Origin of the sequence: Microtetraspora glauca, assembly GCF_040656155.1 — a bacterium.
Taxonomy (GTDB): Bacteria; Actinomycetota; Actinomycetes; order Streptosporangiales; family Streptosporangiaceae; genus Microtetraspora; species Microtetraspora glauca.
In genome coordinates this window covers 64,341-79,345 of sequence record NZ_JBFALK010000034.1, presented here as the reverse complement: position 1 = coordinate 79,345, position 15,005 = coordinate 64,341, and the positions used below count along the sequence as shown (strand labels likewise).

The window sequence follows — 15,005 nt, the reverse complement described above, 5'->3', positions numbered from 1 at the left end:
CCCGCCCAAATCGTCGCCAATATGCCGTACGAGGAAGGGGTCACGGTGTTGGGCTGGCAAATATGGGGAAGCGGCTCCAGCAAGCAATACACAGGTCACATCTGGGTGGTCTGCCTCGGCTGATCAGGAGCAGTGACGCTCGCGGTTACAACGCCTTCCGGGTCACGAACAGCGCGCGAATCTCACGATGATCCGGTTGCGTGTGGGCGGGCGAGTGCTCGAACTCCCTGCGGCATGTTCGGCGAGTAAAAGGCTTCCACACTACGGAAGGCTGCTCATCGGGCACCGCAGATCAGAAAGCCCCTGAAGCACTCTGATCCGGCACCTCCCGCCCGGCAAGGAATCCGACTCGTACCGACCGGACCGACCAGCAGCACCACATCGTGATCCCGTTCCGAGTGCTCGACAGCCAACTGGTCCTGAAGCCGCACCACGCCCGCTCAGGCCCGTCGACATGCCATCTTCCTAGGAAAGGACCATGGTCAAAGTCCGCTTGTCGGCCGCGCCCGTGATCAGGCGGCCCTCGACAACGAGGAGCAGCCCAAGCGGATCAACGCCTCCGGCCGCTGCTACTGGCCCTATACCTACCGCGAGATCCTCCCGGAGGACATCACCTGCGTCACGGCGACGGTCAAGGCGCAGACCATGCGAGACACCGAGGACACCCCCAACCGGCTCAACACCGCCAAGCACGCCTGGGGCCCGAACGCCTGCCAGGACGCATACGTCTGGCGCATGAGTGACGACTCCGACTACGTCTGCGTCCCGATGGCCACCCGCCTGCAGGTCCTCGACGACAACGCCGCGGCCGCCGGTCGCTGGAGCGACGGCCCCTACGGGCCCACGACCTGTGTCCAGGGCTACGTCTGGCGCGAGGCCTACGCCGGCGACCAGGTCTGCGTCACTCCCGACCGTCGCGACCAGGCCCAGGCCGACAACCGCACCGCCAAGGAACGCCTGCGCTGGCGGTACGGGTCGCAACTCTGACACCCAGCAGCAGAAGGGGCCTTCGGGATCGGCTCGTGGCTCGGCCCGCGTGACCCGAAGGCCCCCCGCATCCACGTTCTGGCCGCAGCACAGGCCGCCCAGCGGGTGATTCAAGGCCGAGCACGTGGACGACCCGGAACCTGTGAAGTTGATCGAGGCAACTGAGCCGGCCATCCAGAAGCTCGACGCGCGGACGGGGGCCGGGGCCGTGGAGACCGCGGAGGGCAAGGGCCGGCTCTGATCCCGCCTTCCGTAGCGGGTGAGCCCCCCACGCCTCCTCGACGTCATACCAGGATATAATTCGCTTGTTGCCTAATAAGGGAAACAGCGATGAATCTCGTCTATGAGGCGTTGGCGCACCCCACGCGCCGGCAGATCATCGCGCTGCTGAGGCAGGGAGACCGGCCGGCGGGAGAGATCGCCACCCACTTCGACATCGCCAAGCCGACCCTCTCCGGCCACCTGAGGGTGCTGCGCGAGGCCGGCCTGGTCATCGGAGAGCGGCACGGCACCTCGATCGTCTACAGCCTCCAACTCTCCCTGCTGGAGGAGTCACTGGCCGCACTCCTCGACCTCTTCAAGATCGACTCAGCCAAGCCCCCCGAACCGGACCGGTCATAAGGAGCGCTCCCCCAGACACCCCGGCCCCCATCACGACGAGGAAAGGACCCCCATGACCGAGAACGCCGTGACCGAGGACCGACTGAACACCCGCCCCGGCGTCATCGCCACCGCCGCCGCCCTGCTGCTGTCGGCCGGGATCTCCGTCTGGGGCTGGACCACCCTCCCCGACGGCGCGCGGATCCCGATGCACTGGGGCATCTCCGGCGAGGCCGACCGTTTCGGCGGGAAGACTGAGGCTCTGCTGACACTCCCCCTGATCATCCTCGCGCTCGGGCTGTTCTTCGTCCTCTCCCCCCGCCTGATGCCGAGGCGGCGGAACGTGGCGCGATCCCGGCACGTGTACCTCGCCTCCTGGATCGGCACTCTGGTCATGCTCACCGTCCTGCACGCCGTGAGCGTCGTCAACGCGGCCGGCGGAGACCTTCCCGTGGTCCGGATCGTCGTGGCCCTGGTCGGCGCGCTCTTCCTGGTGCTGGGCAACTACCTGCCCAAGTCGCGCAGCAACTGGATCGCGGGCGTGCGCACGCCGTGGACCCTCGACAGCGACCTGGCCTGGAGGCGCGCCAACCGCCTGGCGGGATTCCTCTTCGCCGCGGCCGGCGTGATACTCCTGGCCACGGCCTTCGTCCTCCCGCTCCCCGCGCTGTTCGCGATCCTCCTCACCGGAGCGGCGGTCTCCGGGATCGGCCCGGTTGTCTACTCCTGGTGGGCGTGGCGCACCGACACCGGCCGCTGAACGGTTCCGCACCTGGATTCGACAATCGCGACACGCCACGGATATCCCTAACGCGGAAAGTCCGGCGAATTCCAACAGCTCGTGCAAAAGCCCTACGTACCAATAAAGAGCCGGATAACCTCAGCCAAACCGATGCATCCGGACATCAGAGGTAACCCGTGGCGTGGTCGTGGGGAGAGCTGCCTATAGGCCGCGTCGCGCGCCTCCAAGGGGCCGGCATGGAGGCCCTCGCCCTGTCGATCGACCCGTTGCCCGACGACGCCCCGGCGATCGTCACGTACATCGCGCACGAGACCCCGTCCACAGCCGACCTGGTGGCCTCGATGCTGGACGAGCTGGAAACAGCGGCCGTCGGCCTGTTCCCCGTGTGGCTGCCGGGGGCGGACGGCATCGACGGCCCCGGAGGCGCGGGCGTGCCCGCCGTACGGGCCCTCGCCCTGCGCGCGGCGTCGGCGACCGGCCACTTCGGTCCCTTCCTCGCCGACCTGGCCGAGATCTCCCTCCGCGGGGTCGCCGCCCCTCCCGCCGATTTGTCCACAGGTTGTGGACTCCCCAGGGACGGCAGGCCGTCCGCGCCTCGTGGCTCAGCCCTCAACGGCGCCGCCCGGACCGGTCACACCCTGGTGCCCGCCCCTTCCGGGACAAGCGTCCACCCGGGAGGCCGGACGAGGTTCGCTCCCGAGACGCGGGCCGCCGGGCTCGCCCGAGTGCTCGCCGCCAGCTTCCACCGGGCGCACGCGTCGATCCTCATGGGCGTGCCGCCTGGCCTTTCCCCGATCGCGGAGGAGATCCTCGTCGGCGCCTGCGAGTGGCTCGCGCACCGTGGCGGCCTCGGCGTCTGGCTGACCGGTGCCCCGCTGAACTCCGTCGATCGCATCGAGACGCGAGTCGTGCGACTGCCCGCCCACCTGGCGGCCGTCACCGGCGACCTGCCGGAATCAACCGATGCGCCGGTGACGCGGACACTCGGATTCCCCGCCGTCGCCGGGAGACCACACCCGGGAAGCGCCGTCGAGCAGGCACTCGAAAAGGCGCTCGCCCCCTGCGAATGGGCGATCGGGCGCGCGTGGAACCAGACCTACCAGTCGCATCCGCTCGCCAATCCCATCCGGTTGGACCTGCTCTGGCGCGACGAACGATGCGTCGTCGAGATCGACGGGCCGGAGCACCTCCGCCCCATGAAGTACGCACTGGACCGGCAACGGGATGTGCGACTGCAGATCGACGGCTACGCCGTTCTGCGATTCACCAACGACCAGATCATGAATGACACGAAATCCGCGATTCACCAGATAGAGCGGTTCCTCCAGGACCGCCGCCTGGGAACCCCGAAAGGATAAGACATGCCCGAAAAGGCGCTGACGTTCCCCGATATCGCCATGTTGCTGCTGCTGATGGCCGAAGCCGAGGAGATTTCCAACCCGGAACTCGAAGCGCGCTACCACGTGACGCTCAATGGCAGGGAACGGCGGAAACTGAACGATCTCAAGCTGGTCGAGAGCTGGAAGCAGGGCCGTTCCTACGTCCATGTGCTGACCGATCAGGGCTGGGCCCGCGTCGCCGAGGAGGTGCGGGCGGGCATCGAAATGCCGCCCAAGGGTGGCGGGAAGCTGGCGGCCGCCGCCGCGCTCGCTCTGGCCGCCGGCCTGCAGCGGTTCCTGGACCGGACCGACCAGAGGTATTCGGACATCTTCACGCCCCGGAACGACGCGGAGCCCGCGTCGGCGGAGCATGGCGACGATCTCACTCCTACGGGGAACCACGGGAGCGCGCCCGTATCCCCGAACGGGACGTCCTCCGCCGCGCACGACGCGTCCGCCACCACCTCCGGCGGCCTGGCCTCCTCAGACCGGCAGGCGACGCCGACCTCTTCCACGCCGCAGGAAGTGTCGTCCGCGGTCTCCCCGATCACGACCGCATCGGGCTCGGAGACCGACCTCGTGGCCCGCATCCGGGCCGCGTACGCCGACCTGGCCAGGGAGCCCGGCGCCTGGGTGAGCCTCACCAAGCTCCGCCCACTGCTCGGCGACGCACCGAGAGCGGACGTCGACGAGGCGCTCAGGCAGATGAATCGCATGCCGGACGTGAACATCGTTCCCGAGTCGAATCAGAAGGCTCTCACCCCTCAGGACCGGGACGCGGCGGTGAACATCGGCGACCAGGACAAGCACCTTCTCTGGATCGGCGCGCGATGACCGCCCGTGAATTGAGCGCCCTCAGCGCCCTCAGGTTCAACTACGCGCAGGTCCCGGACGACGTGTGGTGGCCCTCGCCCTTCCATGTGGAGAGCCTGCATCGCCGCACTACCCAGGTCCTCCTCACTGGCGTGACCGAGGCGAAGGACAGCCGCGATGCCAGCCCGATCGGCGTGGTGGTCCAGGGCCAACGCGGGACCGGCAAGACCCACCTGCTCGGTTGGTTACGGGAGCAGGTGCAGCACGACGGTGGATATTTCTTCCTGGTGGGTTTGCTCGACGCCAAGGGCTTCTGGGAAAGCGTGGTCGTGTCGATGCGCGACAGCCTTGCGCGCAAAAGCCAGGACGGAGAAAGCCAACTCACGACTTTCTTGGAGCGACTGGCGTCATTGATCGACGTGCCCTCACGGATGGCCCGTCGTGCGGTGGCCGGCAAGACCGCTCTGACCAAGGTGGCCCTCGACACCTTCATCGAAGCACTGCGCCGCTACGACGAGCAGGTCGGCCGGGACGCACGGGACACAGCGCGGGCCCTGGTACTCCTCGCCTCCGACGACCTGGCCGCACAGGACATCGGAGATTCCTTTCTGTCGTCCGCCCCAGAGGAGGAGCCGGGTGAGCGAGCGCAGTGGGGCATCCGGCAGATCCACAAATCGCCGGAAGAGATCGTGCGAGACATCTCACGCCTGCTCGCACTCACCGGACCGTCGGTTATCGCCGTCGACCAGATCGACGCGCTGATCGCCCAGTCGTCGCTCGCCACCTCCGAGGGCCAGGTGCTCGACCAGCGAGCGGCCCTCATTGTCGAACAGGTCGCCGGCGGCCTGATGGCCTTACGCGAGAACACCCGCCGGACGCTGACCGTGGTGTGCTGCATTCCGGCAACGTGGGCGCTAATCAAGAAGTTCGCCACCGACACCGTGCAGGATCGGTTTCGAGAGGCGCTACAGCTCATGACGATTCCCGACGTCGAGACCGGGCGGCTTCTGGTGGCGAAGCGGTTCGCGGTGCAATTCGGGGCGATAGATTTCGAGCCGCCGTATCCCACCTGGCCTGTCAGCCCGGAAGCGTTCGCGGACGCGCCCGATTACACCCCGCGCCAGTTGCTGATCAAAATCGACAACCACGTCCGGTCGTGCCTTCTGAACGACGAGGTCAGGGAGCTGGAGCACTTCGGCCGCGCACCCATCGTGGATCCGAAGCCGGACCCCGATCCGCCGGTGGACGTTCTCATGGCTCTGGACGCGCGGTTCGCGGAGCTGAGGAAGGTCGTGGACATCCGCACGGCGCAGTCGCCCGCGACGGAGGATGTGGCGATGCCCGCGCTCCTGTCGGCCGGGCTCACCGCCTGGATCGCGGGGCTCGGCGACGCCGGGCGGGAGTTCACCCAGGATCCCCCGCCGAGCTCGAAGCCTCCGCTGCACGCGCGCTTGCGCCGGACGCTGGACGAGAACACCGAGGACGAAGCGCACTGGGCCTTCCGCGCGATCGCCTCGGAGAACGCCATCGCGGCGCTGAACCGGCTTCGCAACGCCTGTGTGAAGGCGGGCCTGGACGCCGAGGTACCCAAGCGGCGGTTGTTCGTCCTGCGCAACGCCGCGTGGGCGAGCGGACCGCGCACCCGTGAGGCGCTCGCCGCATTCGAGCGGGCGGGCGGCAGGACCCTCGCCCTCGACACCGAGGACCTCAGGATGATGGCCGCGCTTCGGACCCTGATCGACGAGGATCCGCCCGGCCTGCGCGCCTGGCTCGCCTCCCGGAAACCGGCCTCGGACATCAAGCTGTTCAACGAGGCACTGGGGGACGCGTGGACCGTTCCGGATGGTCCCACCGCTGCCGCCACCGCCACCGCCGTCCCCGTGGTCCCCATGCTCGCCGCGCCGACGGTGACGACCGCCTCCGGGACGGCCCCGGCACCCTCTGGCACATCGGAACCGACAGGCACATCGGAACCCAGCGCTACGGCCCAAAGTGACCGGTCCGAGGGGGTCCCCCAGTCCGGCCGGACCGGGCAGGCCACCCAGTCCGGGCACCCCGGGCAGGCCACTCCGGAAGTCCACACTGGCCCGGACGCTCCCGAAGCGCCCGCCCCGCCGAGCGCCCTCTCCACCGCGCCCCCGCGTACGGCATCTGGCACGGCCACCGTGCCGTACGTCACGATCGCCAGGGCCACGGCCGGTGGCGCACCGATGCGCGTGGACCTTGAGGCACTCAGGAAGCACACCGCGATCTTCGCGGGATCCGGGTCGGGGAAGACGGTGCTCATCCGCCGCCTGATCGAGGAATGCGCGCTCCAGGGCGTGTCCGCGATCGTGCTCGATCCGAACAACGACCTGGCCCGCCTGGGCGACCCGTGGCCGGAGCATCCGCCGTACTGGGACGAAGGGGACGCGACACGGGCCGAGGACTACCTGGCGAACACCGACGTGGTGGTCTGGACCCCGCGCAGGAAGCTGGGCCGTCCGCTCAGCTTCCAGCCGCTGCCCGACTTCGCGAGCGTCGCCGACGACCCGGACGAGTTCGACGCGGCCCTGGACGTCGCGGTCGCCTCCATCGTGCCGCGCGCCAGGCTGGGCGCGAACACGCACAAGGCCCAGCGCGGCCAGGCCGTACTGCGGGAGACGCTCAGATACTACGGACGGCGGGGTTCGACCGGCATGAGAGGTCTCGTCGAGTTGCTGTCGGCGCTGCCCGAAGGAGTGAGCGAGCTCGACGGCGCGACGCGGATCGCGGCCGATCTGGCCCAGACCCTGACGGCCGCCATGGTCCTTGACCCGATGTTCGGCGGCCAGGGGACACCGGTGGACCCCGGCCTGCTGCTGACGCCCCCCGAAGGCAAGCGGGCCCGGATCTCCGTGATCAGTTTCGTCGGCCTGCAGGGCGACGAGCAACGGCAGAGCTTCGTCAACCAGCTCCAGATGGCACTGTTCGCCTGGATCAAGCGGAACCCGGCCGGCGACCGGCCGCTCGGCGGGCTGTTCGTGATGGACGAGGCGCAGACGTTCGCCCCCTCCAGCGTCCTGACCCCGTGCACGCGGAGCACGCTGGCGCTCGCGTCCCAGGCCCGCAAGTACGGCCTCGGCCTGGTGTTCGCCACCCAGGCGCCCAAGGGGCTGCACAACCAGATCCCCGGAAACGCGGCCACCCAGTTCTTCGGCCTGCTGAACAGCCCGGTCCAGATCGCCGCCGCGAAGGAGATCGCCCAGGCCAAGGGCAGCGGCGTGGACGAGATCTCGCGGCTCGGCTCCGGACAGTTCTACGCGGCCGCCGAGGGAGCGCCGTTCGTGAAGGTGCGGGTGCCGATGTGCCTGAGCCACCACCCCAGAGCCGCACTCACCACCGAGGAGGTGATCGAAAGGGCGAACGGCTCCCGCCGGCAGCTGACCGAACATTTGTGACGATCTTCCTCGGTTCGGAGCAACCTGACTATTGTGATCTCCACCTGTTCGAGGGGGAAGGCAGACCATGGCTACGGGTGGGTCCGACGCGTCTCTGGGCAGCCGGTACGTGCTTCTCGACGAGATCGGCGCCGGTGCCATGGGCACCGTCTGGCGAGCGCGGCACCGGGAGACCGGCGAGACCGTGGCCGTGAAGATGCTGCGCGACAGCCTCACCGGCGACCAGGACCTGGTCCTGCGGTTCGTGCAGGAACGCAACGTGATGCGGACCCTGCGCCATCCCAACATCGTCACCGTGCGCGACTTCGTCATCGAGGGAGAGCGCCTCGCCCTCGTGATGGACCTCGTCGAGGGCGGAGACCTCCGCACTCTGCTCCGCCAGTACGGCACGCTGCCGCCAGCCGAAGCGTCCCGGCTGATGGCCCAGGTCGCCGACGCGCTGGCGGCCGCGCACGCCGAGGGCGTCGTGCACCGCGACATCAAGCCCGGAAACATCCTGCTCGACGGGACCACCGGACAGGTACGGCTGACGGACTTCGGCGTGGCCCGCATCGTCCATGGCCCGGGTCTCACCCAGACCACCTCGATCATCGGCACGCCCGCGTACCTGCCTCCCGAGGTGGCCGACGGCAGCGCCCCCACCCCCGCGGTGGACGTGTACGCCGTCGGCCTGATCCTCTACGAGCTGCTCGCCGGACGCCCGCCGTTCGTCGGCGACCACCCCATGGCCCTGCTCAGGCAACACGCGACCGCCATGCCGCGGCGGCTGCCCGGCATGCCCGACGCCCTGTGGTCGGTCATCTGGGCCTGCGCCGCGAAGGATCCGGCCGAACGCCCCGCGATCGGGGACGTGGCGACGATGCTGCACCGGGCCACCCCCTCGCTGGCGGGGCTGCCCGCCCTGCCTCCGGTCGCTCGGGGGGAGGCCCCGTCCGTCACCTCCGAATCCCTCCCGTCCGCGGGCTTCCCCGTACAGGCCTCCCGTACGGACCCGGCCGCTGTGGACACCTCCCACCCCGCTGCCCGTACGGCCGACGCCCCGCGCGCGGACGGGATCTCCCCCGCCGGTCCGGATTCCCGTACCGGCGAGGGATCCCGGCCGGGCGAGGAGACCATGTCCTCGGCACTGCGCGGGCGCTCCCGGCGACGGCTGATCGTCACCGCTGCGACCGCCACGGCCCTCGGGCTCAGCGCGGCGGTGGTGACCGTCATCGCTCCATGGCGGGCCCCGGACGCCGGGGCCACGGGGAGTGCTGGCGAATCGACGGAATCGGGCGACAGAGCGCTCGGCGCGGCCGGGACCCCGACCCCTACCCCATCCGATTCGACGGAAGACTCGCCCACGCCGACCCCGAAGTCACGGCCCGCGCGAAGTCGTACTCCGGAACCGGCCGTCACCGAACCACCCACGCAGCCGAGCCCCACGAAACCCGCGACACGGCGTATCCGGACCCCCCAACCCCAGCGATCGGCGACCGTGGCGGCCGACCCGGAGGCGGACGAGAAGACCACCGTCGACGCCACGGGCCAGGACACCAAGCCGGACTGGCGATGCCGATCGTGGATCTCCACAGGCACCGGCACGGGCACGGAGATGTCGCCCTGCATGGCCATGGTGGGAGACGTCTTCTACCTGCTCGGGCGGATCAGAGGAGCCAGTTCGGTCCAGTCGGACATCCACATCCAGCTGTACGACACCGACGCCGACGTCAACGTCTCACAACCCTTCATCTGCTCGGGCGCCTCCCCCTCGAGCGACGGCGCGATCGTCACCTGCGGCCCGTTCACCACCAGGGCCCCGCGTACCGGAGCAAAGCACGACGTCCGCCAACGCTGGAGGAAAACCGGAACGGCCGCCTTCGGCGGCGGCGCGGAAAGCCCCTGGATCGCCTGGTAACCCCTGGATCGCCTGGCGAATCGCCCGTCCCACCGCCTCAAGCGCATGCGGTGATCGAGGCGTCGGCGGCGCCGCGGCTCAGAGCGAGAACGTCAGTAGGCCGGGCACTGCCGCTGTTCTGGCTGGGCCAACCTGAATGCATTCGCCGTATCCATGCCCGCATCGGAAGCGATCAGCAGGAGCTCCCCCGTTTTATCGGCTTTATCGGTCGCCCTGTACAGGCCGATGAGGTGACGGTCGATAGACCCTCTCGCCGAAAGCCTGAGATCATCCGAAGAACTCTCGATAACGACCGCCGCGTAATTCCCGCCCAACCCCGAGGCCAGGGTCCGCATTGTTTGTCGGTGGCATCGAGTAGGTTCCTGGGCCGTGCCGAAATCTGATCCGTCACCGGCTTCCGTCGTTCCGATGCGCGTGTCTCGCATCGTCATGACCCGTGAACTTAGCCTTCGCATCCGCGAATGGGCCAAGAACCAAGGACTCCCGGTGAGCGTACGGGGCCGCGTCGCCGGCCAGCTCATCGATGCGTTCTGGGCGGCCAATCCGGACGTACACGCGACAGCGCCCACGATCGACTTGGTGCGCGCCACCTCACGCACGCCTGGACGTGTCGGACCCGACGACTACGAATGGCAAGCCGAGAGCCCGCTCGGCCCCATCTACACGATCACCTTTGTCCGGGGCCTCAACGCCCAGCCCGGCACTCTCCATCCGTCTCTGAATCCCCGCTGAGCCCGCCGCTTCCGTCCGTTTCTGGCTCCCCGCCGAGCCGCCGGGACCGGAGCCGCTCGCACGGCGCTCGCGTGGTGTATCGATACCACCACCCCCTCTTGGCCTGGCACGGATCACATGGCGAACCGGGATCGCCGTCACCCTCCCCCAAAATGCACTTATTCACCAGATTTCTCGGGAGGGCTGTGACTCCAGATAAATGTGTCGGCGTCTTTTCCGGAGCCGTTCGGAGGGCGTTTTTGTCGGTGGCGGTTGTTAGCGTTGCGATGTGAATATCGAACGGCAGCCGATCCCCGACGGCCTGGGCGACATGCCCCCGGGCGTGGGATTGGCCGCCGTGCTGGACCGGATCGATATCGCCAGGCTGGACGGCTTCGACGCCGTGATCGTGATGCAAGCCTACGCCCGTCTCGAAGCGCACGTGCAGGCCCGGAAAGCCGTCGTGATGGCCGAAGTCGGCCTGTATGAGATTTCCGTCTCCGGCATGGAGAAAATGCCCGAGCCGGACAAGAATTCCCCCGACGAAGTGCGGGCGGCGTTGCGTCTCACCCGCCGCGCCGCTGAACGTGAATACGGTCTCGCCTATGACTTGAAAGTGCGGCTCCCGGCCGTGCGTGACGCCCTGTCGGCCGGTCTGCTCGATAAGGCGCGGGCGGTGGTGTTCTGCGACTGGCTGGAAGACGTCCCCATCGAACTCGCCCGAGCGGTCGCGGCTCATCTGCTGCCCAAGGCCGCGAAATGGACGACGAGTGAGCTGCGGGAGAAGATCAAGAAACTGTTGATCGCCGCCGACCCGACCTGGGCGCGCCGTAAGTATGAGCGGGCTGTTCACCAGCGGCGGGTGATCGGGGTACGGCATGCCGACGGCTCGGCGAGCATCACCGGCCAGCAGTTGCCGGTGGATCAGGCGGCGGCCGCGATCGCCCGGGTGGATGCCATCGCGGTGCGGGCGAAGAAGACCGGCCTGCACGCCCCGATCGACCAGGTACGGGCGGATGTGTTCCTGGGCCTGCTGGACGGCAGCATGTCCGGCCTGAACGACGATCAGATCATCGCCGTCCTGTTCGACAACGCCGCCCGCACACGGGCTGGTGACGAGGATGACTACGACAACCAACTCTCCGACAGCCCCTTCGACGTCACCGACCTCGACGACAGCACCGACGTCCATGACGGGGACAGCATCGGCATCCATCACGAGGACGGCGCCGACCGGGACGCCGAGAAGACCCGGCGCTCCGACAGCCTCCACGACGTCCAGCACGCCAACGGCGAGAAGGACGGCGAGGTTGACGACACCGTCACCGGAGCGGGCCCTTACGGCTCTGCCGATCACGGCGACGGCACCGACCCCTATGACGCCACCGACGCCAGCGCGACCCCCGCCGATCCATTCGACCATGGCGACGGCATCGATACGTGTGACCCGGACGGCTCGGGTGGCGGCGACCTCGGCCACACCGACACAAGCGCGACCTCCTCCGGTCCCGCCGATCACGGCAACCGCATCGGTGTGTTTGACGAGTGCGGCGCCGGCGGCGGCGACCTCGGCCCCAATGCGAGCGTCAAAGATCCCCTCGGGGGTAGCGACGCCCCTGGTTTCGAGGCGAGTGCCCGCAGTCCCGTCGACAACGGCAGCGACGTCTGCACCCCCGAGCCGGGCGACAGCGAGCCTGACGCGGGTCCGCCCGGCCCTGACTCCGGCCCCGATCCCGATCCCGATCCCGATCCTGGTCCTGGTCCTGGTCCTGGTCCTGGTCCTGGTCCTGGTCCTGGTCCTGGCGATGGTGGCCCCGCCGGTCCCGCCCCGGGGTCCGATCCCGACCCCGACCCCGATCCCGATCCCGATCCTGGTCCTGGTCCTGGTCCTGGTCCTGGCGATGGTGGCCCCGCCGGTCCCGCCCCAGGGTCCGATCCCGACACTGGCCCCGGCTCTGGGGACGAGTCCAACGCTGCCCCTGCTTCTGGGACCGGTAGCAGCAACCTGCAGACGGGCCTGGCAGGCGCGGGCACCATGACGGGAAGCACGGAGAACGAGAACGGGACTGCGGTCGGCGTAGCCGGCGCGGTGGGGGTGGTCGGGTTCGCGGCCGGTGAGCTACGGGTCCAGGTCTCCACCCTGATGCACCTGGACGACCTGCCCGCCGAACTCTCCGGATGGGGACCCATCCACGCCCAACTCGCACGAAAACTCGCCAAACGACAGATCGGCGGCGAGTGGCGGTTCGCCATCTGCGACGAGGACGGCCAACTCCTGCACGCCGGGATCACCCGACGCCGCCCCACAGGATGGCCCCGCCACCCCACACCCGCCCCTGCGCCCCGCTCGGCCGATCCAGCACCCACCCCTCCATCCCATCCGGCCGGACCGGGCACCTCTTCCGCATCTCGCCCGGCTGATCCACCGTCCCCACCTCCATTCCGTCCGGCTGATCCACCGTCCCCACCTCTATTCCGTCCGGCTGATCCGGGTCCTGCTTCTGCTTCCTGCCCGACTGCCAACCGCGAGCGGGAGTCCGATCCTTTTTCGGCTTCCAGCCCTCCGGCCGTGGGTGGTTGTTCAGGGGCGATCGGGAGAAGGGCGGTCCCTGCCCGCAAGCCGGACACCGAACCGGAAACGGATCTTCGCGGGAGATCCGCATCGACTCGCCGTCGCGGGATCGTCGAGCTCCAGCTCCCGCTGTCGCTGCTGCGCGAGCTGTACGCCGACATCTACGCCCAGGGCGGCTGGGCCGGTGTCATCGCCGACATCATGCGCCAATACGGCCAAGCCACCGGGCAGGACTCCCACTCCCTATCCAGCCCTCGAAACGGCCACGGCAACGGCAACGGCAACGGCAACGGAAGCGTCCACGGCGATGGAAACGCCGACGGCAGCGGAAGCCTCCACGGCGATGGTGATGATGGCGGCGGCGGTGGTGGTGATGGCGGCGGGGGCGACAGCGGCGGTGAGAGCGCGAGTGTCACCCCGGCCGCCGAAGGCGGCAGCACCAGCGGCCTCGGCGCTGCCCAGTTCGCTGACGCCCGGTCCGCTGATCCTGGAGCTCGCGGTGCTACAGCTCGCGATGTTACGGCTCGCGACGTTACGGATCATGGTGCTACAGCCCATGCTGCGCGGGATACGGTCACCGGCGGCGAGAAGGCTGCTGGGGATGAGCGGCGGCGGTTCCCCACAGCAGGGCTGCGGCGACGGATCGAGATCCGCGACAGGGTCTGCTCCCATCCCGGATGCCGAGCACCAGCCGCCCGGTCGGAGATGGACCACACCCGCCAATACGCCCACGGCGGCCCCACCACCGAACACAACCTCGCCACCGCGTGCGCGCACGACCACGACCTGCGCGACAACGGCTGGCAGGTCATCCAGACCAGCCCCGGACATGTGACCTGGATCAGCCGGACCGGCCACCGCTACCCGGCCGAGCCGCCACCGATCATCGAACCCATGCCCGAACCCTTCGCCCCCAACGGCTGGACCGGCCCCAACGAGCGCAGAGCGGCCAACACCCACCCGGCGAGCGGGCCCAAGGCGTGCGGATGCGAGGTACGTGCCACGGCAAACGGGGCCCAGACATGCGGTTCCGAGACATGCGGTTCCGAGACAGGCAGTTCCGAGACAGGCGGTTCCGAGGCGGACGGCTCCGAGACAATAGGACCCGAGGCAAGCTCGTCCACAGCGAGTAGGCCCAAGCCCGGCTCGTCCACAGAGAGCGGGGTCGAGTCCGGCTCGTCCACAGCGGGCGGGGTCGAGCCCGGCTCGTTCACAGCGAGCGAGCCCGAGACAGGCGAGCCTGAGACAAGAGGACCCGAGGCACACGTGCCCACGGCGGGTGGGTCGCAGGCGGGTGCGTCCACAACGGATGGCAGCGGTGCGGGGGGACGGGTGGTCGGCACGCCAGACCTCTCAACCGCTGGCCATGACGGGGACGACGGGGACAGTGAGGGCGGCCGCCAGGTCGGCAGGAGGATCGCTGGCGGGGGCGGCGGCCACGTCGGCAGGGAGATCGGCAGCGGGATCGGCAGCGAGGTCGGCGGCGGAGGCCGCAGGGAGATCGTGAGCGGGTTCGGAGGCGAAAGCGGAGCACACGGGCTTGCGGTCAGCGGGTACGGCGCGGGCAGCATCACCGACCCCGCCAATGACGAACTCCCGTTCCTGCCGACATGGACCTACGAACCCGCCTGGTGGGACGCACCCGTCAAACCCGTCCTCACATCGCACGACGCGTCCCCTGTAGGGTCCCCCAGCCCATTACCCGACCTGCGACCCGGACCGGCACCCGGACCGGACGAGGACGTCCCTCCCTTCTAGGGAAGAATCTTGCGGAGTTCAGCCATGCGAGATCGGCACGTCCAGACAGCCGCATACTCCCGCCGCCTCGGGCTCCGCAATGATCTTGGCTACCGTAGTCCGGACGAGTATGGGGACGGCCTCCCGG

At 69.0% G+C, this 15,005-nt stretch carries 10 protein-coding genes; 9 read left to right on the top strand and 1 reads right to left on the bottom strand.

Annotated features, from left to right (window positions below):
* Positions 1-645: 645 nt before the first annotated feature.
* From AB0I59_RS39740 to AB0I59_RS39710, 7 genes are all read left to right on the top strand, one after another.
* The gene (locus tag AB0I59_RS39740; protein WP_358141729.1) at positions 646-987 is read left to right on the top strand and encodes a hypothetical protein; all 342 of its coding nucleotides are present in this window, start codon (positions 646-648) and stop codon (positions 985-987) included.
* A gap of 330 nt (positions 988-1,317) precedes the next feature.
* Entirely contained in the window at positions 1,318-1,608 is a 291-nt protein-coding gene (locus AB0I59_RS39735) for a metalloregulator ArsR/SmtB family transcription factor (RefSeq protein WP_061261701.1), read from the top strand.
* Positions 1,609-1,660: 52 nt separating this feature from the next.
* Positions 1,661-2,347, top strand: a complete 687-nt coding sequence (locus AB0I59_RS39730) for an SdpI family protein (RefSeq protein ID WP_358141726.1) — start codon at positions 1,661-1,663, stop codon at positions 2,345-2,347.
* 218 nt (positions 2,348-2,565) lie between these two features.
* Positions 2,566-3,687: an endonuclease domain-containing protein gene (locus tag AB0I59_RS39725; protein WP_358141723.1), complete on the top strand. Its 1,122-nt coding sequence runs from the start codon at positions 2,566-2,568 to the stop codon at positions 3,685-3,687.
* 3 nt (positions 3,688-3,690) lie between these two features.
* Positions 3,691-4,542 carry a hypothetical protein gene (locus AB0I59_RS39720; RefSeq protein WP_061261690.1) on the top strand — a complete coding sequence of 284 codons (852 nt, stop codon included), beginning with the start codon at positions 3,691-3,693 and terminating at the stop codon, positions 4,540-4,542.
* Positions 4,539-7,940 carry an ATP-binding protein gene (locus AB0I59_RS39715; protein ID WP_358141721.1) on the top strand — a complete coding sequence of 1,134 codons (3,402 nt, stop codon included), beginning with the start codon at positions 4,539-4,541 and terminating at the stop codon, positions 7,938-7,940. The genes AB0I59_RS39720 and AB0I59_RS39715 overlap by 4 nt, the downstream gene beginning before the upstream one ends.
* Positions 7,941-8,007: 67 nt before the next feature.
* On the top strand, positions 8,008-9,837 hold the full coding sequence (locus tag AB0I59_RS39710; protein ID WP_358141719.1) for a serine/threonine-protein kinase: 1,830 nt from the start codon (positions 8,008-8,010) through the stop codon (positions 9,835-9,837).
* 92 nt (positions 9,838-9,929) lie between these two features.
* Here AB0I59_RS39710 and AB0I59_RS39705 read toward each other — a convergent pair whose 3' ends face one another.
* On the bottom strand, positions 9,930-10,268 hold the full coding sequence (locus AB0I59_RS39705) for a hypothetical protein (protein ID WP_358141717.1): 339 nt from the start codon (positions 10,266-10,268) through the stop codon (positions 9,930-9,932).
* On the opposite strand from AB0I59_RS39705, the gene AB0I59_RS39700 reads away from it, so the two are divergent.
* Positions 10,267-10,569: an Lsr2 family DNA-binding protein gene (locus AB0I59_RS39700; protein ID WP_358141715.1), complete on the top strand. Its 303-nt coding sequence runs from the start codon at positions 10,267-10,269 to the stop codon at positions 10,567-10,569. The genes AB0I59_RS39705 and AB0I59_RS39700 overlap by 2 nt on opposite strands.
* A gap of 268 nt (positions 10,570-10,837) precedes the next feature.
* Positions 10,838-14,878 carry a DUF222 domain-containing protein gene (locus tag AB0I59_RS39695; RefSeq protein ID WP_358141713.1) on the top strand — a complete coding sequence of 1,347 codons (4,041 nt, stop codon included), beginning with the start codon at positions 10,838-10,840 and terminating at the stop codon, positions 14,876-14,878.
* The last annotated feature ends 127 nt before the right edge of the window (positions 14,879-15,005 follow it).